This is a genomic window from Pseudarthrobacter sp. O4 (assembly GCF_050157025.1).
Lineage (GTDB): Bacteria > Actinomycetota > Actinomycetes > Actinomycetales > Micrococcaceae > Arthrobacter.
In genome coordinates, this window is sequence record NZ_CP189591.1 from 335,770 (window position 1) to 360,316 (window position 24,547).

Here is a 24,547-nt window from a genome sequence, read left to right on the forward strand (position 1 = left end):
GTTACCGGTACCCAGCGTACCTGATACGCTGGGTATCGTGAACAATCCCGTGGATCTTCCGGACTCCGGTGCTGCCCCGGACGTTTCGTCCTCCGTGGACGGCCGTGCCTCCCGCTGGCAGCAGCACCGCGAGGATCGACGGCGGGAGCTGATCAAGTCAGCCCGCAGGGCCGTGCACGCGCTGGGCAGCGACGCCTCCATGGAGGAGATCGCCGCAGCGGCAGGAACCTCCAAATCTGTGTTCTACCGGTACTTCGGGGACAAGGCCGGGCTCCAGCAGGCGGTGGGCGAAGTGGTGCTCAGCCAGATGCAGCGGCGCATCCAGGAAGCCGCCCAGGGCGCCCAGACGCCCCGCCAGGGGCTGTTCGCCATGGTCTCCGCGTACCTGCAGATGGCCGAGACAAGCCCCAACGTCTATGCCTTCGTGACCCGCTATGCGCCCGGCGAAGCGGGAACGGCGAACGGTCCGATCGCCACGGCCGGGGCCCTGGGCCACTTCTTCGCCGCCATCAGCGACATGATTGCCCGGCCCATGCGCAGCCACCTGGCCCCGTCCGCCGGACGGGAAGCGGTGATCGGCTACTGGCCGAACGCCGCGATCGGCCTGGTCCGGAATGCCGGCGAGCAATGGCTCGCGAGTCCGGCCTCTCCCGGCAAACCGGATCAAGAGGCGATGGCGCGCCAGATCACCGACTGGCTGTGCCTCGGGCTCGCGCCCGAGCTCCGGAACCTCGAATCCAAGACTTCAGAACCGACCTTGTCAGAACCAAAGAAGGAATCGACATGACTGAACTAACGGACCGAACCGCCGGAATTCCCACCGGCAACGGCAGCAGGACCACCCAGTCCACCCCGGCCCCGACGCCGCAGGCAGCCACACCGGCAGCGGTGGCCGGAGCCGCCGCCGTCGACGTTGCGGCGCTTGGTGAGCTGCTGCTGGGAAAGTGGGCCGACACACGGCTGAAGTCCAGGGCCCTGGCCGGCCGGCCGGAACTGTACAAGACCGAGGGCCTGACCCACACTGAACACCGCAAACGCGCCTTCGGCCAGCTGAAGATCCTGGTGGACAACGGCGCCGTGCACCGCGCCTTCCCGAAGTCCGTGGGCGGCTCGGATGATCACGGCGGCAACGTGGCCGGTTTCCAGGAGCTGGTCATCGCCGACCCGTCGCTGCAGATCAAGGCCGGTGTCCAGTGGGGACTGTTCGGCTCCGCCGTGAACCACCTGGGCACCGCGGAACACCACAAGAAGTGGCTGCCCGGCATCATGAGCCTGGACATACCGGGCTGCTTCGCCATGACCGAGACCGGGCACGGATCCGATGTGGCCAGCATCGCCACTACCGCCACCTACGACCCCGCCACGGAGGAATTCGTGGTGCACACGCCCTTCCGGGCTGCCTGGAAGGACTACATCGGCAACGCCGCGGCCGACGGCCTGGCCGCCGTCGTGTTCGCCCAGCTGGTGACCAACGGCGTGAACCACGGCGTCCACGCCTTCTACATGGACCTCCGGGACCCCGGGACGAAGGAATTCCTGCCGGGCATCGGCGGCGACGACGACGGCGTCAAGGGCGGCCTGAACGGCATCGACAACGGCCGGCTGCACTTCACCCACGTCCGGATCCCCCGCACGAACCTGCTGAACCGCTACGGAACCGTGGACGCCGCCGGCAGCTACAGCTCCCCCATCTCCAGCCCGGGCCGCCGCTTCTTCACGATGCTCGGCACCCTGGTCCAGGGCCGCGTATCGCTCGACGGCGCCGCGGTGACGGCCTCGAAACTGGCCCTGAAAACCGCCATCCAGTACGCCACCGAACGCCGCCAGTTCAACGCCTCCTCCCGGACGGACGAGGAGGTCCTGCTGGACTACCAGCGGCACCAGCGCAGGCTCTTCACCCGGCTGGCCACCACCTATGCCGCGAGCTTCGCCAGTGAACAGCTGCTGCAGAAATTCGACGACGTGTTCTCCGGCAGGAACGACACCGACGAGGACCGCCAGGACCTTGAGACCCTCGCCGCGGCCCTCAAGCCGCTCAGCACCTGGCATGCCCTGGACACCCTGCAGGAATGCCGCGAGGCCTGCGGCGGCGCCGGCTTCCTGATCGAGAACCGCTTCGCCTCGCTGCGCGCCGACCTCGACGTCTACGCCACCTTCGAAGGCGACAACACGGTCCTGCTGCAGCTCGTCGCCAAGCGCCTGCTGGCCGACTACGCCAGGGAATTCCGCACCGTGAACTTCGGGGTGCTGGCCCGCTACGTCGTCGGGCAGGCCACCGGTGTCGCGATCCACCGCACCGGCCTGCGCGGCGTTGCCCAGTTCGTGGCCGACTCGGGTTCGGTGCAGAAGGCGGCCCTCGCGATCAAGGACGAAGCCAGCCAGCGGGCCCTGCTGACGGACCGGGTCCAGACCATGGTGGCCGAGGTGGCCGCTGGCCTGAAGGGGGCGAACAAGCTGCCGCAGCAGCAGGGAGCCGCGCTGTTCAACCAGCACCAGAACGAACTCATCGAAGCCGCCCATGCGCACGCCGAACTGCTGCAGTGGGAGGCGTTCACCGACGCCCTCGGCAAGGTCACGGACCCGGGCACCAAGGTGGTCCTGACCTGGCTCCGGGACCTCTTCGGCCTGTCCCTGATCGAGAAGAACCTGGCCTGGTACCTCATGAACGGCCGGCTGTCCATGCAGCGTGGCCGCACCGTGGGCGAATACATCAACCGTCTCCTGGTGAAAATCCGCCCGCACGCCCTGGACCTGGTGGACGCCTTCGGCTTCGGCCCGGAACACCTCCGCGCCGAGATCGCCACCGGCGCGGAAAAGCTCCGCCAGGACGAGGCGCGGGAGTACTTCCGCCGGCAACGCGCCAGCGGCCAGGCGCCCGTGGACGAGAAGATCCTGTTGGCCCGCACGGCCTTCGACAAGAAGGCGTCCCGGAGCTGACGGGCCTGCCGGACCACGACAGGCCGAACGACGACGGCGCCGCCCCCACAGCCGGGGCGGCGCCGTCGCCGTCTGTTCTTCAGAAGGGGACGTCAGGAGCCGCCTGGGAGCACCGAGCGGTACACCTCGAGGGTGGTCTCGGTAATGGATTCCCAGGAGAAGTGCTCCTCCGCGCGGCGCCGGCCGGCCTGGCCCATGGCGCGGGCCCGCTCGGGATCGGACACCACCTCGATGAGCGCGGCGGCAAAGTCGGTGACGAATTTCTCCGGGTCCAGCGGGATGCCCGTGCCGTCCGTGACCTGCTCGATCGGGACCAGCAGCCCGGTCTCGCCGTGCTGGACCACCTCGGGGATGCCGCCGGTGGCGCTGGCCACGACGGCGGCGCCACAGGCCATTGCCTCAAGGTTCACGATGCCCAGCGGCTCGTAGATGGACGGGCACGCGAACGCGGTCGCGTGGCTGAGCACCTGGATCACCTCGTTGCGCGGCAACATCCGCTCAATCAGGATGACGCCGCTGCGCTGGCTCTGCAGCTCCTCGATCAGGCGGGCCGTTTCGGCCGCCAGCTCCGGAGTGTCCGCAGCACCCAGGCACAGGACCAGCTGGACGTCGGCCGGGAGCTTCGCGGCGGCCCGCAGCAGGTACGGGACGCCCTTCTGCCGGGTGTTGCGGCCCACGAAGACCACGCTCGGCCGCTCCGGATCGATGCCGAGGGCACGGATGATGTCGTCGCCCTCGTCCCGGTTCCACTGGCTCACATCGATGCCGTTGTGGACCACCTTGACCTTGGCGGGGTCGACGTCGGGGTAGCTGCGCAGGATGTCCTGCCGCATGCCTTCGGACACTGCGATGATCGCGGCGGCGGACTCGTAGGCGGTCTTTTCCACCCAGGAAGACACGGCGTAACCGCCACCGAGCTGCTCGGCCTTCCATGGCCGCAGCGGCTCCAGGCTGTGGGCGCTGAGCACATGGGGAATCCCGTGCAGAAGCGCGGCGATGTGCCCGGCCATGTTGGCGTACCAGGTGTGCGAGTGCACCAGATCCGCGCCGGCAATGTCCGGGACGATCCGCAAATCCACCCCCAGCGTCTGCACGGCAGCATTCGCCCCGCCCAGGTCCCCGGGCACCGGGTAGGACGTGACCGTCGCTCCGTGGTACTCGGGTTCACGGGGCGCACCGAAGGCGCGCACCTGCAGATCCACGTGCTGGGCCAGCACCCTGCTGAGTTCGGCCACGTGGACCCCGGCGCCGCCATAGATTTCGGGCGGGAATTCTTTGGTCACAATGTCTATACGCACAAACCCCAAGGTAGTCGTTACGGTGTAACTGATCTAGTGTGAAGAACGTTCGGGCGTGCCGGACCGTTGGGGAGTTACGAAGGCGTACAGGAGCGACCACCATGCCGCATAAGAAAGTTCTGGCCATTGTCCTTGCAGGTGGCGAGGGCAACCGGCTGATGCCGTTGACGGCGGACCGGGCCAAACCCGGCGTACCCTTTGCCGGAAGCTACCGGCTCATAGACTTTGCCCTGTCCAACCTGGTGAATTCCCGGTACCTGCAGATCGTTGTCCTCACGCAGTACAAGTCGCACAGCCTGGACCGCCACATTTCCGAGACCTGGCGGATGTCCACGCAGCTGGGCAACTACGTCGCCTCGGTCCCCGCGCAGCAGCGCGTGGGCAAGAGCTGGTTCCTCGGCAGCGCCAACGCCATCTACCAGTCACTGAACCTCATCCACGACGCCAACCCGGACATTGTGGTGGTTGTCGGTGCCGACCACGTCTACCGCATGGACTTCGCCCAGATGGTGGAACAGCATGTTGCCAGCGGCGCCAAGGCAACTGTCGCCGCCGTGCGCCAGCCGCTGAACATGGCCGACCAGTTCGGCGTCATCGAGGTGGACCAGGACAATCCGCAGAAGATCGCCGCCTTCGTCGAGAAGCCCTCCTCCACGCCCGGCCTGGCCGCCGATCCCAGCCAGTTCCTCGCGTCCATGGGCAACTATGTCTTCAACGCCGACGCCCTCGTTGAAGCCCTGCACGTCGACGCGGAGCGGCTCGACACCAAGCACGACATGGGCGGCGACATCATTCCCTACTTCGTCAACCAGGGCGAGGCCGGCGTCTACGACTTCACCCTCAACGACATCCCCGGCTCCACCGAACGTGACCGCACCTACTGGCGCGACGTCGGCACCATCGACTCGTTCTACGACGCGCACATGGACCTCATCTCCCCCGTGCCGGTATTCAACCTGTACAACTCGGAATGGCCCATCTACACCCGGCAGAGCATCTCCCCGCCGGCGAAGTTTGTCCGCGGCCAGGGCGGCACCGTCGGCACGGCCCTGGACTCGATCGTAGCCAGCGGCGTCGTAGTCTCCGGCGGCATCGTGGAGGGCTCCGTGCTGTCCAACGACGTCTATGTCAGTACCTCCAGCCGGGTGCTCGACTCCGTGCTGATGGACAAGGTCAACATCGGCGAAGGCGCCGTCGTCAAACGCGCCATCATCGACAAGAACGTCAGGGTGCCCGCGGGGGCGGCCATCGGCCTGGACCACGAGCTGGACCGGGCCCGCGGGTTCAAGGTCACGGACTCCGGCATCACGGTCCTGTCCAAGGGTCAGTTCGTCCCGGAACCGGACGACGCCGAGCGGGCCTTGTCGGCCGCAAACCTGCACCTCGTGCCGGATGCTGTCAGGACCGCCACGGAAAAGTGGCCCGCCATCCGGGACTCCGTGGACAAGGTCCGCGAAGTCCAGGCCGCGGCCGTGGGTGTCGGCGTGCCCGGCACGCAGTCACCCAAAACGCCCTGAGCCGGATCTGCTGGAGCGGGAGCCCGGCGACAACGGCTGGCCGGGCTCCCTGCAGGCTGTAAAATTGGGGCAATGAGCTCCCCCGATCTGCCTTCCGAACTGATCTCTGCTGACTTGACCCCCGCCGACTTGGCGCCTGCTGACCTGGCGGCCGCCGACTTGACGGCCGAGGAAATCCAGGCCTGCCTCAAGGTCCTGAACAGCATCCACGTCTACGACGAGGAGCACCCGGACTACGTCTCGGTGCGCCGCGCCACCGGCAAAATGTTCAAGGCGGTCAAGCGGCACCGGCGCGTCAGCAAGCGGGATCTGATTGCCGACGCGGACCGGGCCGTGATCGCCCAGACCGCGACGGCGGCCCCGGACCGGATCGACGACGAAACCCGCGGCAACAAACTCGCGCCGTCCGCCACAGGCGAGATCGCCGGGCACCTGATCAAGTCGCGCCCCTGCTACATCTGCAAGCAGCATTTCACCCAGGTTGATGCCTTCTACCATCAGCTCTGTCCCGAGTGCGCCGCCTTCAGCCACAGCAAGAGGGATGCCCGCACGGACCTGAGCGGCCGCCGCGCGCTCCTGACCGGCGGCCGGGCGAAGATCGGCATGTACATTGCGCTCCGGCTGCTCCGCGACGGCGCCCACACCACCATCACTACCCGCTTCCCCAAGGACGCTGCCCGCCGCTTCGCTGCCATGGAGGACAGCAGCGAGTGGCTGCACCGGCTCCGGATCGTCGGGATCGACCTCCGCGATCCCTCCCAGGTGCTGGCGCTGACGGACACCCTGGATGCGGCCGGCCCGCTGGACATCATCATCAACAACGCGGCCCAGACCGTTCGCCGGTCCGGGAACGCCTACAAGCCCCTCGTCGACGCCGAGGACGAGCCGCTGCCCGCTGCACTCGAGGCGGCCAACGGCGGGCCCGAACTCGTCACCTTCGGCCACGCCCACGACAAGCACCCGCTTGCACTGGCCAGCACCGTGCTGGAGCATCCCGTCCTCGCCGGCGATGCCATCACCTCGCTCGCTCTGTCCACCGGCTCCGCGTCGCTGGAGCGCATCTCAGCGGGCACCGCCATCGACGCCGGCGGCCTGGTACCGGACCTGGCCACCATCAACAGCTGGACCCAGGTGGTGGACGAGGTGGATCCGCTCGAGCTGCTGGAGGTGCAGTTGTGCAACGTCACCGCTCCGTTCCTGCTGGTCAGCCGCCTGCGCGGCGCCATGAAGCGCTCCACCGCGAGGCGCAAGTACATCGTGAATGTCAGCGCCATGGAGGGCCAGTTCTCCCGCGCCTACAAGGGCCCCGGCCACCCGCACACCAACATGGCCAAAGCCGCGCTGAACATGATGACGCGCACCAGCGCCCAGGAAATGCTCGACGCCGACGGCATCCTGATGACCGCCGTCGACACCGGCTGGATCACGGATGAACGCCCGCACTACACGAAGGTCCGGCTCATGGAGGAGGGCTTCCACGCTCCCCTGGACCTCGTCGACGGTGCGGCCCGGGTCTACGATCCGATCGTTATGGGCGAGGCAGGCGCGGACCAGTACGGCGTCTTCCTCAAGGATTACAAGCCCAGCCCCTGGTAACCGTCCGCCGGGAGCTCCCGGGCCGTCTGAGGCTTGGGGTACAGGCCTTACGGCCCTAATGGACCTGCCGGGAGGTCCGTGTAACGTGGGTCTCTATGAACACGAGCGCAACGCCGCCTGACGGCCAACTGTCCATGGACCAATGCTGGATGCTGCTGGACACCGGAGTCGTCGGGCGGATCGCCTTGATCGTGGACGGCCATCCGGAGATCTTCCCGGTCAATTTCGTGCTGGAGCGCCGGGCGATTGTGTTCCGCTCCGCCGGGGGCATCAAGCTCTGGGGTGCCATGACCGCCAAGCCCGTCGCCTTTGAAATCGACGGCTATGACGTGCACGAACAGACGGCGTGGAGCGTCGTGGCCCGCGGCGAGATCGAACTGATCGAGAACCTGGCGGAAAAGCAGGCAGTCGATGCCCTTCTCCTTGAGCCATGGCAGCCGGGCGACAAGGACTACTACGTACGGCTCTCGCCGAAGGCGCTGACCGGCCGCCGGTTCAAAGTGAACAAGCCGGATCTTTGGACCACGCGTCTCTCGGATCCGCGCCGGGCTTCCTTCGAATAGACCCTGGGCCTCCTTCGAGTAGACCGGAGTCTGAGGGGCTGCTGCGGTGTCCTTGCCTATTTGGCTTCCGGGGTGTGGACGACGAGCACCGGGCAATGGGCATGCGCCACCAGGGCCGAACTCACCGAGCCCAGCAGCAGTCCCCCGAAGCCGCCATGCCCGCGCCGGCCCACGATGAGCAGGTCCGCGTCACGGCTGGCCTCGATCAGGGTGTGCCGTGGGTGGCCCTGCACGAGACGGGTGTCCAGGTTGGCCGGCGTCTCGGGGCCGAACGCCTTTCCGACGGCCTCCTGCAGGATTTCACCGGCCCGCACGTCGAAGTCGTCGATCCCCATCGCAACATAGCCGTCGTAGACCGCCGGGATGTCCCAGCACGCCAGCGCGGTCACTGAGGCCGAGAGCGGGACGGCCAGGTTCTGCGCGTAGCGGAGCGCCGCAATGGAGGCATCGGACCCGTCAACGCCGACCACGATGTTCTTGACACCCCTGGCGTCGCTCATGGCGCATCCCATTCCCTTGCTGATAGCGCGTCCTGCCCCAGCATCCCGCCCACGCCGGGGTAGGACTAGGGCCGAAAGTCACGGACCGCAGTCCGGTGGCGGTACCCGCTGAAGCGGGGGCGGCGCCGCCCGTCTGGGTCCAACGGCCCTTGTCCGGCATCAGGGTGGGGAGAAGAATTGCAGAGTCCGCTGACGGAAAACGCCGTCGGACCGTGACAATAGATTCAGTGACAATGGAGTCAGTGACAATTCAGACGGCGACACTTCAGACGGCGACAATCATTCGGCAGGCAAAGTTATCAGCACGCGCAGTCCGCTGACACGATCGGCACGGCAGGCTGGGGAGCACCGCATCACACGAGGCAGCGTCAGCGGCCGGACGGGAGAATCATGATTGCCTGGGCAGACGCAGGTCTCTCTGCACACGACGGCTTTCCGGCCGTCATCCGCGTCTTCATTCTCGACGACCATGAACTCGTCAGGCGGGGGCTGCAGGAACTCCTGGAGGGCGAAGGCTTCCTCGTCGTGGGCAGCTCCGGGTCCGCGGTAGAAGCGACACGGCGCATCCCCGCATTGCATCCGGACGTCTGTGTCCTGGACGCCCGGCTGCCGGACGGGACCGGCATCGAGGTCTGCCGGGACGTCCGTTCTGTGGACCCCTCGCTCAACTGCATCATTCTCACGAGTTTCGACGACGAACAAGCCCTGCGCGGCGCGGTGCTGGCGGGTGCGAGTGGCTACGTGTTGAAGGAAATCGGCGGCACGGACCTGATTGGGGCGCTGCGGCGGGCGGCCCGCGGAGAATCGCTGTTCGAGGACGGCGTCGCGGCGGGCATCGTCGACAGCCTGGTCGAAGCCGAAGAGGTGGACCCCCGGACGGCGTCCCTGACACCGCAGGAGCGCCGCGTGCTTGAACTCGTCGGCGGCGGATTGACGAACCGGCAGATAGCGGCCGAGATGTTCCTCGCGGAGAAGACGGTCAAGAACTACGTTTCCTCGCTGCTGGCCAAGCTTGGCTTCGAGCGGCGCACCCAGGCCGCCGTCTTCATCGCGAGCCCCGCCTCGCCCGTGACCCCCGGAAGCCACGCCGGCGAGGGAAGCCGCCACAGTATTCGCTAGGCAGCGTCCGCTAAAGGCAGCGTCCGTTAAAGACAGCGTCCGCTAAAGCGGGACGGACCACTCCAGGCTGGTTCCGGCGTCGGGCGCGCTGGTGATGGTGCACTCGCCGTCGAGCATCCGCGCCCGGTCTTCGAGGTTGGCCAGTCCATTTCGTTTTCCCGGATCAGCAAAGCCCGAGCCGTTGTCCGTGATGACGACTGTCACGCGGCCCTTGATCACGGCAACAGACACCGAGATGGCATCGGCGCCGGAATGCCGGATGGCGTTGCTGAGTCCTTCAGACACGACGGCCACCACGTTGTCCGCCTTGTCCGGCGTGACCGCGTCCACCGGGCCGGTGATGGTCAGCCGTGGCGTGAACGGCATGGACTTGGCGGAACTACGGGCCACGCGGCGGATCCGTCCGCTCAGCAGCTCGGTTTCTCCGCTGCTGCTCTTGAGCGAGTAGATGGTGTCGCGGAGGCTGCGGATCGCTTCATCGAGCTCGCCTGTGATGTTGCGGATCCGCTCCAGGGCGAGCTCGTCCCTGGTGAAGCGGGTCAGGCTCTGCACACTCAGTCCTGCCGCGAATATCCGCTGGATGACGAGGTCGTGCAGGTCCCGGGCGATCCGGTCGCGGTCCGTGAAGACCAGCAGTTCCTCGCGGAGCCTGTGGACGCGGGCCAGCTCCAGTGCCAGGGCCACATGGGAGCCGAAGACGGCGCCCATTTCGATGTCCGTCCGGGCGAACTGGACCTCGCCCGGTTCCCGGACCAGCAGCAGGAGGCCGTGGTGCGCACCCTGCGTACTCAGCGCCACCGCCAGGAGCGGGCCCGAGATCCCGCCGTCGATCTCACCGAAGAGCGCCGCGGCGTCGTCCAGCAGTACCGGCTCCCCGCCGTCGAGGACGTCCTGGAGCTGCGGCGCGTCCAACGTCAAGGACCGGCCGGAGAAGACGGAGCGGTGCTCACCTGCGACGCCGGCGACAATGTAGCCGGGGCCGTTGACGGCGGGCGCCACCAGCAGGGCGAGCTGCGATCCAGACTCCTGCAGCGCCCTGCTCGCTATCGGGTCGAGACCGCCGGCGGTGTAGTCCCGGTGGCTGCTGAGCATCAGCCCGGAGACGTCCATGCACGCTTCCAGCCAGCGCGCCCGGCGGCGTGCGTCGTCGTAGAGTCGGGCGTTTTCGATGGCGACGCCGGCAGCGGCGGCCAGCGCGACGGCCAGGCCTTCGTCTTCGGCGGTGAAGTCGCTGCCGTCTTCCTTCTCCGTAAGGTACAGGTTGCCGAACACCACGTCCCGGACGCGGACGGGGACGCCGAGGAAAGTCTGCATCGGCGGGTGGTGGGCAGGAAAGCCATAGGATTCCCGGTGTTTGCGCAGATCATGCAGGCGCAGCGGCCTGGGTTCGGAAATCAGCAGCCCCAATACGCCGTGGCCGGTGGGCAGCGGGCCGATCTGATGGGATAGCTCGTTGTCGATGCCGACGGTGATGAAGTGGCTGAGCGCGTGGTCGTCACCGATGACACCAAGAGCCCCGTAGCGCGCATGCAGCAGCCGGCAGGCTGACTGGACGACGCGCTCCAGGACGGCGTCCAGGCTGAGGTCCTCGGCCACCGCCACAACGGCCTCGAGCAGACCTGCCATCCGCTCCTGGGACTGCAGCAACTCCTCGCCGCGGGAGACGAATCCCTTCAACACACCATCGATCCTGGGTTGTGGCTCGGCTTCGGCCTGCTCCGGACTTTCACCCATTGAATGCATGTTCCTGGCCCCAATTCACTACCCCGCGCATCGGCGCTGACGACGTGATGCCAGAATACCCCGCGCCGGTGCCGAAAGCCCCGTGATGCCGGAGCCTGTCGCCTCCTTGTGACATTGGGCCCTAGTTCCGCGGCGCAGCCGGGCCGTAGGCTCGGCGCCATGAGTACTGATCCCAGCCAGGCCGGCAAGCCCCTCCCAGGCCAGAACCCCCATGACGTCGAGAACCTGGACCACCACGAATGCTGGCGGCTGTTGCGCAGCGTCAGCATCGGCAGGCTGGCCGTCTGGGTGGACGACCACCCGGACATCTTCCCGATCACCTACACAGTGGACCACGGGACCCTCGTCTTCCGGACGGCCGAGGGAACCAAGCTTCAGGCCGCCACCGGTGACACGCCGGTGGCAGTCGAAGCGGACGGCATCGATGCGGACAGCGGCGTCGCGTGGAGCGTGGTGGTCAAGGGCCTGGCGGCACCGGTCGCGAACCAGCAGGAGCTCCTGGACACCGTGGGGCTGCTGCTGTTCCCCTGGCAGGGCGGCAAGAAGGAGCACTTCGTGAGGGTCACCCCGGACACGGTCAGCGGCCGGCGCTTCAAGGTGGTCCCGCCCCTGACCTGGTGGACGCCGCTGGACGACGCTACCCGCTCCGGACTCGAATAGCCCCCGAGACCCTGCATGCATTGGATGCGCTATCAGACGGAGCTGTTCTAAGGACTTCAGAGCAGCGGCAACTGATAGCGCATCCCGGCTCTGGATGCCTGCCTAGGCGAGCCGGGTGATCTCGACGCTCACGCTGAGGGCTGAGCCGCCGCCGCCGGAGAGGATGCCCTTGAGCGGCGGCACATCGCGGTAGTCGCGGCCCCTCGCTACAGTCACGTGGAAGTCACCGGCCGGCTTGTGGTTCGTGGGGTCCCAGCTCCGCCATTCGCCGTCCCACCACTCGAGCCAGGCGTGCGACTGCCCGGCCACCGTCTCACCGAGTTCCGCCGTCGCTCGCGGGTGCAGGTATCCGGACACGTACCGGGCGGGAATCCCGCAGCTGCGCAGCGCACCGATGGCGAGGTGCGCGAGGTCCTGGCAGACGCCCTGCCGCTGGGTCCAGGCTTCCTCGGCGTTGGTAGTGACGCCGGTGCTGCCTTTCATGTAGGTCATCTCACCGCGCATCCACTCGACGACGGCGAGGGCCGCCTCGTGCGGGTTGCGGCCCTCGACGACGCCGGGAATGATGCTCAGCACCTCGGTGCCCGGCCCGGTGAGCTGCGACTGCGGAATCCAGTCGCTGAACTGGTTCTGGGTTTCCGGCGCGGCCAGCACGTCCCAGCCGACGATGTCCGCCTCGGACGGGATCTTCTCCACCCGGTGCACCTCGACGGTGGTCGTGGACAGCACTTCCAGGTGCTCGTGCGGCATCTGCATGTCAAAGGCCGTCACCCGGGTGCCCCAGAAGTCGCGGTAGCTGCTCAGCGCGGCCTGCGACGGCGAGACCTTCATCGAGGACTCGAGCACCACCTGCTGGGGATCCGTCAGCGGCGTCATGCGCGCCTCGTTGTAGGAGAGCGTGACGCGCTTGTTGTACTGGTAGGCGGTCTTATGGATGATGCTCAGCCGGGTCATGAAACTTCTCCCACCCAGGCCAGTTCGTCTGCCTGATTGAAGTACTTACGGGAAATGGCGTCGGAGGCCTGCGAGACGGCCTTCTGCACCCGTTCCATGTGTTCCGGCAGTTCCGACATGAGGTCATCCGTGCGGTGGAACTCCAGGAAGGTGCGGGCCTGGCCCACAATGCGGCGGGCGTCGTTGATGAACCCGACGCGCTGCGCCGAGGGGTCCAGCTTGGCGAGGCACTCGTCGGCGTCACGCAGCGCGTACACGATGGAACGCGGGAACAACCGGTCCAGGAGCAGGAACTCGGCGGCGTGCTGGTCCCCGAAGGCCGCGCGCCGGGTCCGCAGGAAGGACTCGTAGGCACCGGCGCAGCGGAGCATGTTCACCCAGGACATGCCGGCGGAGAGCACGTCCCGCGTGGAGAGCATCCGCGCCGTCATGTCGGCGCGTTCCAGCGAGCGGCCCAGGACCAGGAACAGCCAGCTCTCGTCGTGGCTGACCGTGGTGTCCGCGAGCCCGCTGACCATGGCGGTGCGTTCCAGCACCCAGTTGCAGAAGCGGTAGGTTCCTACGACGTCCTTGCGGTGCTGGTTGAGCCCGTAGTAGGTCGTGTTCAGGCTCTCCCAGAGCCCCGAGGACACCGTCTCGCGGGCGCGGCGGGCGTTCTCCCGCGCCGCGCCGAGCGAGCCGGCGATCGACGTCGCACTGTGCTTGTCATAGGCCAGCGCGTTCAGCAGCTCAGGGAGGCCGAATTCCTCGCTTTGCGGGCGGGCGCCCATGACGGCGAGCAGTTCCTGCGCGACGCTGCGCTGCTCCTCCATGGGCAGGTGGTTGAGCCGCTCGAGGTGGACGTCGAGGATCCGGGCGGTGCCGTCGGCCCGTTCCACATAGCGGCCGATCCAGAATAGGGACTCGGCGATACGGCTAAGCATTCGCGGTTACCTCCTGCGCATCCAAAATCTGCTGCTGTTGCTGCTCCGTCTGGCGGTCGCGCCAGTTGCTCTCCACGGGCCAGACCGAGACCCGCTCGCGGACCGCGGTGGAAGGCCGTGGGAGCGTCTCCACCGGAACCTGCGGGGAATCCGCCAGCACCCAGGTGTCCTTGGAGCCGCCGCCCTGGCTGGAGTTCACGATCAGCGAGCCCTCCTTGAGCGCCACGCGTGTCAGCCCGCCGGGCAGGACCCAGACGTCGTCGCCGTCGTTCACGGCAAAGGGCCGCAGGTCAACGTGGCGGGGGCCGAACTTGTCGCCGCTGAGCGTGGGGACGGTGGAGAGCTGCAGCACGGGCTGCGCGATCCAGCCGCGGGGGTCGGCAATGATTCGCTTGCGCAGGGCAACGAGTTCGTCCTTGGATGCGTCCGGGCCGATCACCAGGCCCTTGCCGCCGGAGCCGTCCACGGGCTTGACGACGAGTTCGGCCAGGCGGTCCAGGACGTGTTCCCGGGCCTCCTTCTCTTCCAGCCGGAAGGTGTCCACATTGGCGATCACGGGCTCTTCGTTCAGGTAGTACCGGATCAGGTCCGGCACGTAGCTGTAGACCAGCTTGTCGTCCGCGACGCCGTTGCCCACGGCGTTGGCGATGGTGACGCCGCCGGCGCGGGCCGCGTTGACCAGGCCTGGGCAGCCGAGCATGGAATCGGCACGGAACTGCAGCGGGTCCAAGAATTCATCGTCGATGCGCTTATAGATGACGTCCACGCGCTGCTCGCCCGCCGTGGTGCGCATGTAGACACGGTTGGCGCGGCAGATGAGGTCCCTGCCCTCGACGAGTTCGACGCCCATCAGGCCGGCGAGCAGGGTGTGCTCGAAGTAGGCGCTGTTGAACACGCCGGGGGTCAGGACCACCACAGTGGGATCATCGACCCCGGACGGCGCCGTCTTCCGCAGGGCCGACAGCAGCCGGCGGGGGTACTCCTCCACCGGCCGGATCAGCTGCTGGCCGAAGGCCTCGGGGAGGCCCTTGGCCATGGCGCGGCGGTTCTCCAAGACGTAGCTGACGCCGGAGGGTACGCGCACGTTGTCCTCCAGCACACGGAAGGTCCCCTCGGCGTCGCGGACAACGTCGATGCCGGAAATGTGGACCCGCACGCCGCCGGCGGGCTCGAAGCCGTGCACCTGGCGGTGGAAGTGGGCGCTGGTGGTGACGAGCTGGCGCGGGATGACGCCGTCGGTCACCACGGTCATCTTGTCGTAGACATCGTTGAGGAAAGCCTCGAGGGCCCGCACACGCTGGGCCACGCCGCCCTCCAGGACGGCCCACTCATCGGCCGGGATCACCCGGGGCACGATGTCCAGCGGGAAGGGCCGCTCCTCCCCCGCGAAGTCGAAGGTGACGCCGCGGTCCAGGAAGGTCCGGGCCATGGAGTCGGCGCGGGCGGTGACGTCCGCCAGCGAGAGTTCGCTCAGGGCGCCGGACACCTGCCCGTAGGACTTCCTGGCCAGCTGGCCGGGGGTAAACATCTCGTCGTAGGCGCCGGTGCGTGCGGCGGCCTCGGCGTAATCCTGGAAAAGGTCAGACATGGCCACTAGCCAACCACCTTTTTGTTACGAAATCATTTCCGGGGTGCGTGGCGAGTTCGCCTGCCGGGCGGAGTCGGCGCGGCGTGCGGGCCGGAGCGGCAGCCGTGGCGGTTGCGGTTGCGGTTGGGTTGCGGGATTCCGGGGGCCATCCGGCATGGTTGAGTGCGTGCCCCTGTTCAGCCCGAAGTCCCCAGCAGCGATTTATGAAACAGCCCTGTACCGAGCAGCGCCCGGCCTGCTGGCGGCCGCGGCCGCCGTCGGGGTGGCCCTTGCCATCCATGCCCTTGTTCCCGTGCTCCCGGCGATGACCCTGGCCGTGGTGCTCGGTCTGCTGTCGGCGAACCTGCCGGGCGTGGCCGTCTGGAGCGCCGGGCGTGCCCGGCCGGGGCTGGACTTCGCCGGCAAACACCTCATGCGCAGCGGGATCGTGGTGCTGGGCCTGAAGGTCAGCCTCGTCGACGTGCTGGGCCTGGGCGGGCCCGCGCTGCTCCTGATCACCGGCGTGGTCCTGGCCGCCTTCGCGGGAACTTACGGCATCAGCCGGCTCTTCCGGCTGCCGCCCCCGGTGTCGCTCCTGATCGCCACCGGCTTTTCCATCTGCGGCGCATCGGCCATCGGTGCCATGGCGGCGGTGCGCCGGATCCGGCAGCAGGACACCGTGCTGCCGATCGCGCTCGTGACGTTGTGCGGCACGCTGGCCATCGGCGTGCTGCCGCTGCTGATGCAGCCGCTGGGACTGGGCCCGGATGAATTCGGGGCGTGGGCGGGGGCATCGGTGCACGACGTCGGCCAGGTGGTGGCCACCGCGCAGACGGCCGGGGCCTCGGCGCTCGCGGTCGCCGTCGTCGTCAAACTCACTAGGGTGGTCCTGCTGGCGCCGATGGTGGCCGCCGCGGGCCTGCACCACCGCAACGGCCAGCATCGCAACGGCTCTGCCGTTTCCGGGGGCAGGCGGCCCCCGATCGTCCCGCTGTTCGTCATCGGCTTCCTGGCGCTGGCCGCCCTGCGCTCGACGGGCTGGCTGTCCCCGGCCGTTCTGGACGCTGCCGCCGTACTCCAGGACCTGCTGCTGGGCATGGCACTCTTCGGCCTCGGTTCTGCTGTGCGGGTCGCCCAGCTGCTGCATACCGGGGTCCGGCCGTTGCTGGCCGCGCTGGCTTCCTGGCTGCTGATTGCCCTGCTGGGGCTGGGCGCTGCCGTCATCATGATTAGATAGCTGGGTGTCGAACCAGAACCTGCGCCGCGATGAAGCGGCAACACGCTCAGCCCTGATCACCACGCACAGCTATGACGTGTCCCTGGACGTGCGGCAGGCGGCGGATCCGAACGTTGCCGGCTACACCAGCCGCAGCGTCATCAACTTTTCCGCGAGCGAGCCCGGGGCTTCCACCTTCCTGGACTTCATCAGCAGCGACGTGCACAGCGTCTTCCTCAACGGCACGGGGCTGGCCGTTGCCGACATCACGGACGGCGCCCGGATCCGGCTCGACAACCTGCAGGCCGAAAACCAGGTTTCGGTCACCGGCACGGCGCTGTTCAGCACCTCCGGCGAGGGCATGCACCGTTTCTTCGACCCGGCAGACGGGCAGTGCTACCTCTATACCCAGTACGAACCCGCCGACGCGCGCCGGGTCTTCGCGAACTTCGAGCAGCCCGACCTCAAGGCCGAATTCACCTTCCACGTCATGGCCCCTTCGGAGTGGCAGGTCGCCTCCAACGGCATCGAAACCCAGCGCACCCAGCTGACCAGCGACCCCGTCACGAGCCGCTGGGACTTCGCCCCGACCAAGGCGATGTCCACCTACATCACCACCGTGCTCGCCGGTCCGTACTTCAAAGCCGCAGACTCCTGGCACGGGGTACTCGGGGACGGGACGGTCCTGGAGGTGCCGCTGGCGCTGTACTGCAGGGCATCCATGGCGTCCTCCTTCGACACCGAGGCGCTCTTCACGCTCACCCGGAACGGCCTCGACTTCTTCAACGGGCTCTTCGACTTCCCGTACCCCTGGGGCAAGTACGATCAGGCCTTCGTGCCGGAGTACAACCTGGGTGCGATGGAGAACCCCGGGCTCGTGACTTTCACCGAAAGCTACGTGTTCACCTCGCGGGCCGCCGATTCGCAGTACCAGGCCCGCGCCAACACTCTGCTGCACGAGATGGCGCACATGTGGTTCGGCGACCTCGTCACCATGCAGTGGTGGGACGATCTGTGGCTCAAGGAGTCCTTCGCGGACTACATGGGGACCCTCGGAGTGGACCGGACCACGGATTGGGACACGGCGTGGGTGAACTTCGCCAACAACCGCAAGGCCTGGGCGTATGTACAGGACCAGCTGCCGACCACGCACCCGATCGTCGCCGATATCCCCGACCTCGAGGCGGCCAAGCAGAACTTCGACGGGATCACCTACGCCAAGGGTGCCTCCGTGCTGAAGCAGCTCGTCGCCTATGTGGGCTTCGAGGCCTTCATCGCCGGTTCACGCCAGTACTTCAAGGACCACGCCTATGGCAACACCACCCTGGCCGAGCTGCTGGCTGCGCTCGGCGCCGCCTCCGGCCGCGACCTCGGGGACTGGGCCCGCCGGTGGCTCCAGACCTCGGGCATCTCGACCCTCTCCAGCGAGATCGACGAGCACGACGGCGTCCTGGCCGCAGTGACGCTCGTGCAGGACGCCGAGGATCCGATCACCGGCCGGCAGGAACCCCGGCCGCACCGGCTGCGGATCGGATTCTACGACGTGGACGACGCCGGCGCCCTCGTCCGCGGGGACAGTGTGGAGACCGATGTCAGCGGCCCCCGCACGCAGGTGGCTGAGCTGGCCGGCAGGCGTCGGCCGGCCCTGCTGCTGGTGAACGACGACGACCTCAGCTACGCCAAGGTGCGGCTGGACGCGCACTCCGAAGCCACCGTGCGGAGCTCCCTCGACAAGCTCAGCGACCCGATGGCCCGGGCCCTGTGCTGGACCGCGCTGTGGGATTCCGCCCGCGACGCCGTCACGCCGTCGACGCTGTATGTCCAGGCCGTGCAGCGCTTCGGCCCGGCCGAGACCGGCATCGGGGTGCTGCTCAACGTGCTGGGCAATGCCGCGACCGCGATCGAACGCTATGTGCCGAGAGCGCAGCGCGACGACGTGCGCCACGAATTCCTCACCGTGGCAGCCACCGAACTGCTCAAGGCCGAACCGGGCTCCGACCAGCAGCTGGCCTGGGCCCGCACCCTGGCCGCGACCAGCCGCTACGACGCCGGCCGGCTGGACCTGCTCCGCGGTATCCTGGCCGGCAGCACCGTAGTCGAAGGCCTCGCCGTCGACGCCGAACTGCGCTGGAATTTCTGGCACGCCCTGGCGGCCAACGGACAGGCGACCCCCGCCCAGCTCGATGAAGAGCTGGTCCGGGACAACACCGCCGCGGGCAAGTCCGGCCACGCCACGGCCATGGCAGCCCGCCCCGAAGCGGCCGTCAAGGAAGCGGCCTGGAATGCGGCAGTCCACGGCACCGCACTGTCCAACCAGCTGCTGAGCGCCACCATCGCCGGCTTCAACTCCGGGCCGGCGGCACTGCTCGCGTACTTCACCGACCGCTACTTCGAATGCCTGGAACAGGTGTGGGCCGGCCGCAGCATCGAGATCGCCGGCCGGATCGTCCGTGGCCTCTACCCGGCCGCGCAGGACCTCGACGGGCATGGCGGCACCCCGGAGACCCACGCCGTGATTGTCCGGAGCGACAACTGGCTGGCCGAACACGCGGACGCGCCCCGTGCGCTGCGCCGCATCATCATTGAACAGCGCAGCCAGCTGCACCGTTCCCTAACGGCACAAGCACTGACGCCACAGGCCCTGATAGCACAGCCGCTCGCGCAGGGCCGGTCTTAGCGGCGCTTCAGAAAGGGATCCGCCGGGTTGCTTTTCCAGGTTTGGGCTTGCGGTCCAGCACGAGGGCCGCGGCGATGCCGAGCATCCAGATGTCCTTTGCCAGCGCAGTTCCCTGCGGGCTGGGACGGATGCCATCCTCCAGCGTCATGCCGGGTGTCCTCAGGTACATGGTGAACAGGGACCCGGAGAAGATCCCGAGACCGATCCCGGCCAGGCGGCTGGGCAGGAAGGGTGTCAGCAGTGCCGCACCCAGGGTCATTTCCGCGTAGCTAAGCATTTTGCCGAACTTTTCGGCGTCGATTCTGCTGACCGGCGGAATGACCTTGGCTGCCATGGCCTGAAGCCCGGCCGCGCTGTCTTTGTCCAGCTTGCGTTTGCCCCAACCGGCATTCAGGATGAATGCTCCTGTGGTCAGGCGGAGAGGGATGTGGGTGAGTCTCACGGTCGGCACCTTTCATGATATTTCGTGATAATTCGGCCCGGCGTGGCGCAGCGGGTCATGTCTTCACGCGTTCCCCTGATGCCGCGGACTTCTCGATGGCGGCAATGGTCTCGTGGCGGGCGACGGCGTCGGCGAAGTCCGGCACGGCGTGGGTGCCGTTGTCGATGTCTGCCGCGAACGCCGCGTAGGCGCGCGCGACGTTATATGCCGGCGATCCTTCCAGGCTGCTGAGCGCGGGCCATTTCTGTGCCGGCGCCGGGACGTCAAGTTCGGTGGGCTCGTTCCGCCCTTGCGCTCCCCGGACGGACAGGGGGTAGATTTCGGGGTATGCGGCGTCGGCGGTGATCCGGAGTGTTCCGTCGGTGCCGTTGATTTCCCAGAGGAACCCGGTGCCGCCGGCCACTCCCTCACGGATGTGGACACTGGCGGTCGCTCCGGACGTGAGAGTGCCGATCACCGCGATTTGGTCGGGCGCCGTTTTGACGATCTGTTCCCCGGTCTCATCGATGGTGATGAGCGGCCTGCGAAGATCCGACACGGCCGACAGGTCGGCGAACTCGCCCAGTACGTAGTTGAGTGTGTCCAGGCTGTGCCCGACTGCGATGGTGAGCAGGTTGGCCCCGTTTGTCTTGTCGAGCATGTAGGCGTTGGGCCGGCCCACGACGTTGCCCGGGACCGACAGGCCCACCATGGTCGTTGAGAGGACCTCGCCGACGTATCCGCCGCTGAGCAGCTCCTGGACGAACCCGATCGCGCGGGCCTGGCGGGCCTGCAACCCGACGCCCGTATGCACCCCGTACTCCGCGGCGAGTCCGGCCATCGCCCGCGCGTCGTCGACGTCGCGGCCAAGCGGCCACTCGCAGTAGACGGCCTTGCCCGCGGCGAGGGCGGCGGAGACGAGCTCTCGATGGTGCGGGACCTTGACCGTCACAGCGACTACGTCGATGTCTCGTTGGGCCAGCAGTTGCTCGTGGTCTGAGAACACCGCGCGCACCCCGAAGGCTTCGCCTGCTGCGTGCGCGGACTCCGCGCTGTGCGCGCTGATCGCCCGGATCTCATAGTTCGGCAGTGCCCGCAGTGCCGGGATGTGGGCCGTGGCGGCCCAGCCCCGGGCGGGGCTGACCCCAAGAATCCCCACACCCAGCGTCGATGCAGGCATGGCTAGAACCCCAGTGCCTCATCGCAGAGGACAACGGTGATGCGGTCCGGTGTCCACTCGCGATTGATGATGAGAACTTTGTTCACGCCGCTGTGCACGCCGTACGCTGCCTGGGCGCGCGCGTCCTCGAGCGGGAAGGCGTATTCGTCAATGCGCCGGAGTGCTTCCTTCAGGTCGGGCACGATCTTCTGCGTCCCAACCACAAGGATGACCTTCCCGGCGCCGGATGCGTAGGGGCCGAGCTGGCTGCCACTCGCCGACGCGGTGACCAGGGACCCGGTCTCGGTGACGGCGTGGACACTACCAAGCATGACGTCGGGCGAGGCGGTCAGGCGGCGGATCTCGTCGGCCTGCGTCGCACGGTCCATGCCGAAAACCCGTGACCGGAGGGACTCATACCGGCCGGAGCTCTCTATCTCCTCGGCGATGCCCGAAGCCTCCAGGGACTGCGACGCGCCGTGGTGCACCTGCGACCCCGCCGGGATGAGATCGAGGACGGTGCGTTTCGCTTCTGCGCTGTTTGGGGCGCGGAGCACGGTGATCCCGTTCGATTCCAGCGCGGCAGCGGTCCGCGTCACGCGGACCTCCTCCGCCGGGGCCGAGAATCCACGGCCAAGTGTGCTGTTGAGGGGCTGGACTTCACTCATGAGACGGTCCTCCTCACCGCTCCAAGGTACTTGCGATTGCAAATACCTATGGAGTTAACTGGTGGATATGCACGAAAATTCCCCACCTGGTGATGTGGCTGCTTTCTTCGGCCGGCTTGTTGAGGACTCGCTGCCGGGTCGGCGCGGAGAGCCGGCGTGGCGCGCTTTACTGCAGGCGCACGCGACGCTGATGCGCCAGCTCGACACCGATCTCCGGGCGGACACGGGGCTCCGCCTCACCGACTTCGACGTCTTGGCTCAGCTGGCCGAGACAGGCGGGCAGCTGAGGATGACTGACCTGGCCGCCCGCACGCTCCTCTCGCGCTCGGGGTTGACGCGCCGCGTCGCGAGGCTGGTCGATGAGGGTCTGGTACGTCGAGGAAACACCGCTGAGGACGGGCGCGGCGTAGTGGTCGCCCTGACCGACGCCGGTATCGCCCGGTTGACCGAAACCGTGCCGGTCCATCTTCGCGATGTTTCGAAACTGTTCGTCGAGCGGCTCGACGATCAGGAACTCGCCGTTCTCGAGACCGCCCTGAGAAAAGTCATCGTCCACTGCACGTTCGGCTGAGCATACGAGGGTGCGACGTGCGCAGCTGGGCGCGGGGTCCAGGTGCTAGGGCACCCGGTGCAGCCACTCCGCCGTGCCGAACTTGTCGTCGACGCGCCGGCGGGCGGCGTCGAGTTCGGCGTCGGTGAGTTCCGACGGCGTCGCGGCGTAGCGTTCGGTGAAGACCTCCATCATCGCCGCGACGATCTCGCTGCGGGCCAGGCCGGTCTGGCGCCGGAGCGGGTCCACCCGTTTCTTGGCGCTCGTGGTGCCCTTATCGGAGAGCTTTTCCTTGCCGATGCGCAGTACCTCAACCATCTTGTCGGCGTCGATGTCGTAGCTCATGGTCACGTGGTGCAGCATCCCGCCGTTGGCGAGCCGTTTCTGGGCCGCGCCGCCAATCTTGCCCTGGTCCGTGGCGATGTCGTTGAGCGGGACGTAGAAAGCGCTGATGCCCACTTTTTCGAGTGCCGCCATCACCCAGGCGTCCAGGAAGCCGTAGGAATCGGCGAAGCTGATCCCGTCCACGAGGGTCTGCGGGAGGTACAGCGAGTAGGTGATGCAGTTTCCGGCCTCCATGAACATCGCTCCCCCGCCGCTGATCCGGCGGACCACGCTGATGCCGTGCCGGGCCACTCCTTCAGGGTGGAGTTCGTTGCGGACGGACTGGAAGCTGCCGATGATGACGGAGGGCTCTTCCCAGTCCCAGAAGCGCAGCGTCGGGTTGCGGCGCCCGGCGCCGACCTCTTCGGTGAGGACCTCGTCCAGGGCGACGTTGACGTGGGTGGGCAGCACGGAGGGGCCGATGATGTTCCAGTGGTGGTCCGCCCAGCCGGTGGCCTTCGCGAGGGCGCGGCGTACGGTGACCGCCACGGCGTCGGCGGAGAAGCCGAACAGGACCGCGTCGGCCGGGAGGGCAGCGTCCACCGCCGCGGCGGTGTCCGCGGCGCCGGCGTCCGCCGGCAGACCGGTCAGGGCCCGGTTGATCTCCAGCAGCGCTTCGTCCGGCTCCAGGAAGAAGTCCCCGCTCACCGAGACATTCGCGAGCATGCCGTCGACGACATCGAAGTCGGCGACCACGAGCTTTCCGCCGGGCACCTTGTACTCCCCGTGGTGGCGGCCGCCGCCGTCGTCGGCCTTGCCGGAAGCGGGACCCAAGGGGATCGTTGTCATGTGCTTAATCCTGCCACGACGCCGCTGCGTCAAGTGCACTCGGCCGGACGCAAAAAGCCCGCACCGTAAGCGGTGCGGGCTTTTCCAATAGACCTTGGGGAGAAGTTATTACTTCTTGCCGCCGAAGCCCTTGAAGCGAGCGTTGAAGCGCTCGACGCGGCCAGCAGAGTCCATGATGCGCTGCTTGCCCGTGTAGAACGGGTGGGACTCCGAGGAGATTTCGACGTCGATAACCGGGTAGGTGTTTCCGTCTTCCCACTCGATGGTCTTCTTGGAAGACACGGTGGACTTGGTCAGGAACTTGACGCCGGAAGCCAGGTCGTTGAAAACAACAGCTTCGTACTTCGGGTGAGTATCAGACTTCATAATTGGACCTTTGTTCGCACAACTGGATTTTGCCAGCTGCCAGGTATGAATGGGATGGCTTGCGGAATGCACCGGACGGCCAGCTATCAATCATAGCGGAAAGTCAGCGTCACTGCCGAACACTTAGTCCCGGGGCCGCAGCTCCCAGAACGCGACGGCGGATGCCGCCGCGACGTTAAGGGAGTCGACGCCGGCGCGCATCGGGATCTTCACGGCGAGGTCGACGGCGGCGAGCGTGCCTTCGCTCATGCCGGCGCCCTCCGTTCCGAGCACGAGCGCCAGCCGTTCCGGGTTCCGGACCGCCAGGTCCTCGAGGGAGACGGCATCCTCGGTGAGCTCCATGGCCGCCACGGTGAAGCCCAGGTCCCGGAGCATGGCCAGGTCCCCCGGCCAGTCCTCCAGCCGCGCCCACGGGACCTGGAACACCGTCCCCATGCTGACCCGGACGCTGCGGCGGTAGAGCGGGTCCCCGCAGCGCGGCGAGACGAGTACGGCGTCCACGCCCAGTGCGGCCGCGGAACGGAAGATCGCGCCGACGTTGGTGTGGTCCACGATGTCCTCCAGCACGGCAACCCGGCGGGCACCGGCGAGCAGTTCGGGCAACGGGACCGGAGCCGGCCGGTGCATGGCCGCCATGGCTCCGCGGTGCAGGTGGAAGCCGGTGATGTCCTCGAGGAGCCCGGCGGAGCCGATATAGGCCGGCACATCCGGGTACTCCTCGAAGACATCCGCGAGGTCCTGGATCCATTTCTCGGCGAGGAAGAAGGAGCGCGGCCGGTGCCCTGCCGCCAGCGCCCGGCGCAACACGCGCGAGGACTCCGCGATGTACATGCCCTCGGCGGGTTCGCGCAGCTTCCGCAGGTGGACGTCCGTCAGCTGGGTGTAATCGGAGACGCGCGGGTCGTCGGCCGATTCAAGATAGTGGAAGGTCACGGGCGGT

At 67.4% G+C, this 24,547-nt stretch carries 22 protein-coding genes; 10 read left to right on the forward strand and 12 right to left on the reverse strand.

Annotated elements, in window-relative coordinates; translation table 11 throughout:
• Positions 1-37: 37 nt before the first annotated feature.
• On the forward strand, positions 38-787 hold the full coding sequence (locus ACQCSU_RS01570; protein WP_426977872.1) for a TetR family transcriptional regulator: 750 nt from the start codon (positions 38-40) through the stop codon (positions 785-787).
• The gene (locus tag ACQCSU_RS01575; protein WP_426977873.1) at positions 784-2,937 is read left to right on the forward strand and encodes an acyl-CoA dehydrogenase; all 2,154 of its coding nucleotides are present in this window, start codon (positions 784-786) and stop codon (positions 2,935-2,937) included. The genes ACQCSU_RS01570 and ACQCSU_RS01575 overlap by 4 nt, the downstream gene beginning before the upstream one ends.
• 92 nt (positions 2,938-3,029) lie before the next feature.
• Here the strand turns inward: ACQCSU_RS01575 and glgA are convergent, their stop codons facing one another.
• The gene (glgA, locus tag ACQCSU_RS01580; RefSeq protein WP_426977874.1) at positions 3,030-4,235 is read right to left on the reverse strand and encodes a glycogen synthase; all 1,206 of its coding nucleotides are present in this window, start codon (positions 4,233-4,235) and stop codon (positions 3,030-3,032) included.
• A 101-nt stretch (positions 4,236-4,336) separates the two neighbouring features.
• Here glgA and glgC point away from each other — a divergent pair, with 101 nt between their 5' ends.
• From glgC to ACQCSU_RS01595, 3 genes are all read left to right on the forward strand, one after another.
• Complete coding sequence (glgC, locus tag ACQCSU_RS01585; RefSeq protein WP_426977875.1) at positions 4,337-5,752, forward strand: glucose-1-phosphate adenylyltransferase; 1,416 nt, start codon at positions 4,337-4,339, stop codon at positions 5,750-5,752.
• A gap of 144 nt (positions 5,753-5,896) precedes the next feature.
• Positions 5,897-7,348, forward strand: coding sequence for an SDR family NAD(P)-dependent oxidoreductase (locus ACQCSU_RS01590; RefSeq protein ID WP_426979907.1), 1,452 nt, complete (start codon positions 5,897-5,899; stop codon positions 7,346-7,348).
• Between the two features lie 95 nt (positions 7,349-7,443).
• Positions 7,444-7,911 (forward strand): pyridoxamine 5'-phosphate oxidase family protein, encoded by a 468-nt coding sequence (locus tag ACQCSU_RS01595; protein ID WP_426977876.1) that lies wholly within the window; start codon positions 7,444-7,446, stop codon positions 7,909-7,911.
• A gap of 56 nt (positions 7,912-7,967) precedes the next feature.
• Here the strand turns inward: ACQCSU_RS01595 and ACQCSU_RS01600 are convergent, their stop codons facing one another.
• The gene (locus tag ACQCSU_RS01600) at positions 7,968-8,411 is read right to left on the reverse strand and encodes a universal stress protein (protein ID WP_426977877.1); all 444 of its coding nucleotides are present in this window, start codon (positions 8,409-8,411) and stop codon (positions 7,968-7,970) included.
• A gap of 390 nt (positions 8,412-8,801) precedes the next feature.
• Here ACQCSU_RS01600 and ACQCSU_RS01605 point away from each other — a divergent pair, with 390 nt between their 5' ends.
• Complete coding sequence (locus ACQCSU_RS01605; RefSeq protein ID WP_426977878.1) at positions 8,802-9,530, forward strand: response regulator; 729 nt, start codon at positions 8,802-8,804, stop codon at positions 9,528-9,530.
• 42 nt (positions 9,531-9,572) lie between these two features.
• On the opposite strand, the gene ACQCSU_RS01610 is transcribed toward ACQCSU_RS01605, so the two are convergent.
• The gene (locus ACQCSU_RS01610; protein WP_426977879.1) at positions 9,573-11,264 is read right to left on the reverse strand and encodes a GAF domain-containing protein; all 1,692 of its coding nucleotides are present in this window, start codon (positions 11,262-11,264) and stop codon (positions 9,573-9,575) included.
• Between the two features lie 168 nt (positions 11,265-11,432).
• On the opposite strand from ACQCSU_RS01610, the gene ACQCSU_RS01615 reads away from it, so the two are divergent.
• The gene (locus ACQCSU_RS01615; protein ID WP_426977880.1) at positions 11,433-11,933 is read left to right on the forward strand and encodes a pyridoxamine 5'-phosphate oxidase family protein; all 501 of its coding nucleotides are present in this window, start codon (positions 11,433-11,435) and stop codon (positions 11,931-11,933) included.
• Between the two features lie 102 nt (positions 11,934-12,035).
• Here the strand turns inward: ACQCSU_RS01615 and ACQCSU_RS01620 are convergent, their stop codons facing one another.
• The 3 genes from ACQCSU_RS01620 to ACQCSU_RS01630 are packed head-to-tail and all read right to left on the reverse strand — an operon-like array spanning position 12,036 to position 15,398.
• Positions 12,036-12,887, reverse strand: coding sequence for a transglutaminase family protein (locus ACQCSU_RS01620; protein WP_426977881.1), 852 nt, complete (start codon positions 12,885-12,887; stop codon positions 12,036-12,038).
• Entirely contained in the window at positions 12,884-13,810 is a 927-nt protein-coding gene (locus ACQCSU_RS01625; protein WP_426977882.1) for an alpha-E domain-containing protein, read from the reverse strand. The genes ACQCSU_RS01620 and ACQCSU_RS01625 overlap by 4 nt, the downstream gene beginning before the upstream one ends.
• Positions 13,803-15,398, reverse strand: coding sequence for a circularly permuted type 2 ATP-grasp protein (locus ACQCSU_RS01630; protein ID WP_426977883.1), 1,596 nt, complete (start codon positions 15,396-15,398; stop codon positions 13,803-13,805). Before ACQCSU_RS01630 ends, ACQCSU_RS01625 begins: the two co-directional genes overlap by 8 nt.
• 166 nt (positions 15,399-15,564) lie before the next feature.
• Between ACQCSU_RS01630 and ACQCSU_RS01635 the strand changes: the two genes are divergently transcribed.
• Both ACQCSU_RS01635 and pepN read left to right on the forward strand, forming a co-directional pair.
• Positions 15,565-16,614, forward strand: coding sequence for a YeiH family protein (locus ACQCSU_RS01635; protein ID WP_426977884.1), 1,050 nt, complete (start codon positions 15,565-15,567; stop codon positions 16,612-16,614).
• 4 nt (positions 16,615-16,618) lie between these two features.
• Positions 16,619-19,270, forward strand: coding sequence for an aminopeptidase N (gene pepN, locus ACQCSU_RS01640; protein ID WP_426977885.1), 2,652 nt, complete (start codon positions 16,619-16,621; stop codon positions 19,268-19,270).
• 7 nt (positions 19,271-19,277) lie between these two features.
• Here the strand turns inward: pepN and ACQCSU_RS01645 are convergent, their stop codons facing one another.
• Genes ACQCSU_RS01645 through ACQCSU_RS01655 form a run of 3 tightly spaced genes read right to left on the reverse strand, consistent with a single transcriptional unit; the run spans position 19,278 to position 21,518 of the window.
• Complete coding sequence (locus ACQCSU_RS01645) at positions 19,278-19,712, reverse strand: hypothetical protein (protein ID WP_426977886.1); 435 nt, start codon at positions 19,710-19,712, stop codon at positions 19,278-19,280.
• Between the two features lie 55 nt (positions 19,713-19,767).
• Positions 19,768-20,871: a Gfo/Idh/MocA family protein gene (locus ACQCSU_RS01650; protein ID WP_426977887.1), complete on the reverse strand. Its 1,104-nt coding sequence runs from the start codon at positions 20,869-20,871 to the stop codon at positions 19,768-19,770.
• A gap of 2 nt (positions 20,872-20,873) precedes the next feature.
• On the reverse strand, positions 20,874-21,518 hold the full coding sequence (locus ACQCSU_RS01655; RefSeq protein WP_426977888.1) for an LUD domain-containing protein: 645 nt from the start codon (positions 21,516-21,518) through the stop codon (positions 20,874-20,876).
• A 67-nt stretch (positions 21,519-21,585) separates the two neighbouring features.
• Between ACQCSU_RS01655 and ACQCSU_RS01660 the strand changes: the two genes are divergently transcribed.
• A complete protein-coding gene (locus tag ACQCSU_RS01660; RefSeq protein ID WP_426979908.1) occupies positions 21,586-22,089 on the forward strand; it encodes a MarR family winged helix-turn-helix transcriptional regulator in 504 nt (167 codons plus the stop codon).
• Between the two features lie 45 nt (positions 22,090-22,134).
• Here the strand turns inward: ACQCSU_RS01660 and ACQCSU_RS01665 are convergent, their stop codons facing one another.
• The 3 genes from ACQCSU_RS01665 to ACQCSU_RS01675 form a co-directional block, all read right to left on the reverse strand.
• Entirely contained in the window at positions 22,135-23,241 is a 1,107-nt protein-coding gene (locus tag ACQCSU_RS01665; protein ID WP_426977889.1) for a lipoate--protein ligase family protein, read from the reverse strand.
• A gap of 108 nt (positions 23,242-23,349) precedes the next feature.
• Complete coding sequence (locus ACQCSU_RS01670; RefSeq protein ID WP_024365679.1) at positions 23,350-23,607, reverse strand: type B 50S ribosomal protein L31; 258 nt, start codon at positions 23,605-23,607, stop codon at positions 23,350-23,352.
• Between the two features lie 123 nt (positions 23,608-23,730).
• Complete coding sequence (locus ACQCSU_RS01675; RefSeq protein WP_354244911.1) at positions 23,731-24,540, reverse strand: TrmH family RNA methyltransferase; 810 nt, start codon at positions 24,538-24,540, stop codon at positions 23,731-23,733.
• Between the last annotated feature and the right edge of the window lie 7 nt (positions 24,541-24,547).

Bases quoted from the DNA above. Each gene is read 5' to 3' on its own strand.
- ACQCSU_RS01575 (WP_426977873.1), top strand. From the start codon at position 784: ATGACTGAACTAACGGACCGAACCGCCGGAATTCCCACCGGCAACGGC.
- glgC (WP_426977875.1), top strand. From the start codon at position 4,337: ATGCCGCATAAGAAAGTTCTGGCCATTGTCCTTGCAGGTGGCGAGGGC.
- ACQCSU_RS01595 (WP_426977876.1), top strand. From the start codon at position 7,444: ATGAACACGAGCGCAACGCCGCCTGACGGCCAACTGTCCATGGACCAA.
- ACQCSU_RS01600 (WP_426977877.1), bottom strand. From the start codon at position 8,411: ATGAGCGACGCCAGGGGTGTCAAGAACATCGTGGTCGGCGTTGACGGG.
- ACQCSU_RS01605 (WP_426977878.1), top strand. From the start codon at position 8,802: ATGATTGCCTGGGCAGACGCAGGTCTCTCTGCACACGACGGCTTTCCG.
- ACQCSU_RS01610 (WP_426977879.1), bottom strand. From the start codon at position 11,264: ATGGGTGAAAGTCCGGAGCAGGCCGAAGCCGAGCCACAACCCAGGATC.
- ACQCSU_RS01615 (WP_426977880.1), top strand. From the start codon at position 11,433: ATGAGTACTGATCCCAGCCAGGCCGGCAAGCCCCTCCCAGGCCAGAAC.
- ACQCSU_RS01620 (WP_426977881.1), bottom strand. From the start codon at position 12,887: ATGACCCGGCTGAGCATCATCCATAAGACCGCCTACCAGTACAACAAG.
- ACQCSU_RS01625 (WP_426977882.1), bottom strand. From the start codon at position 13,810: ATGCTTAGCCGTATCGCCGAGTCCCTATTCTGGATCGGCCGCTATGTG.
- ACQCSU_RS01630 (WP_426977883.1), bottom strand. From the start codon at position 15,398: ATGTCTGACCTTTTCCAGGATTACGCCGAGGCCGCCGCACGCACCGGC.
- ACQCSU_RS01650 (WP_426977887.1), bottom strand. From the start codon at position 20,871: ATGCCTGCATCGACGCTGGGTGTGGGGATTCTTGGGGTCAGCCCCGCC.
- ACQCSU_RS01655 (WP_426977888.1), bottom strand. From the start codon at position 21,518: ATGAGTGAAGTCCAGCCCCTCAACAGCACACTTGGCCGTGGATTCTCG.
- ACQCSU_RS01660 (WP_426979908.1), top strand. From the start codon at position 21,586: ATGCACGAAAATTCCCCACCTGGTGATGTGGCTGCTTTCTTCGGCCGG.
- ACQCSU_RS01665 (WP_426977889.1), bottom strand. From the start codon at position 23,241: ATGACAACGATCCCCTTGGGTCCCGCTTCCGGCAAGGCCGACGACGGC.
- ACQCSU_RS01670 (WP_024365679.1), bottom strand. From the start codon at position 23,607: ATGAAGTCTGATACTCACCCGAAGTACGAAGCTGTTGTTTTCAACGAC.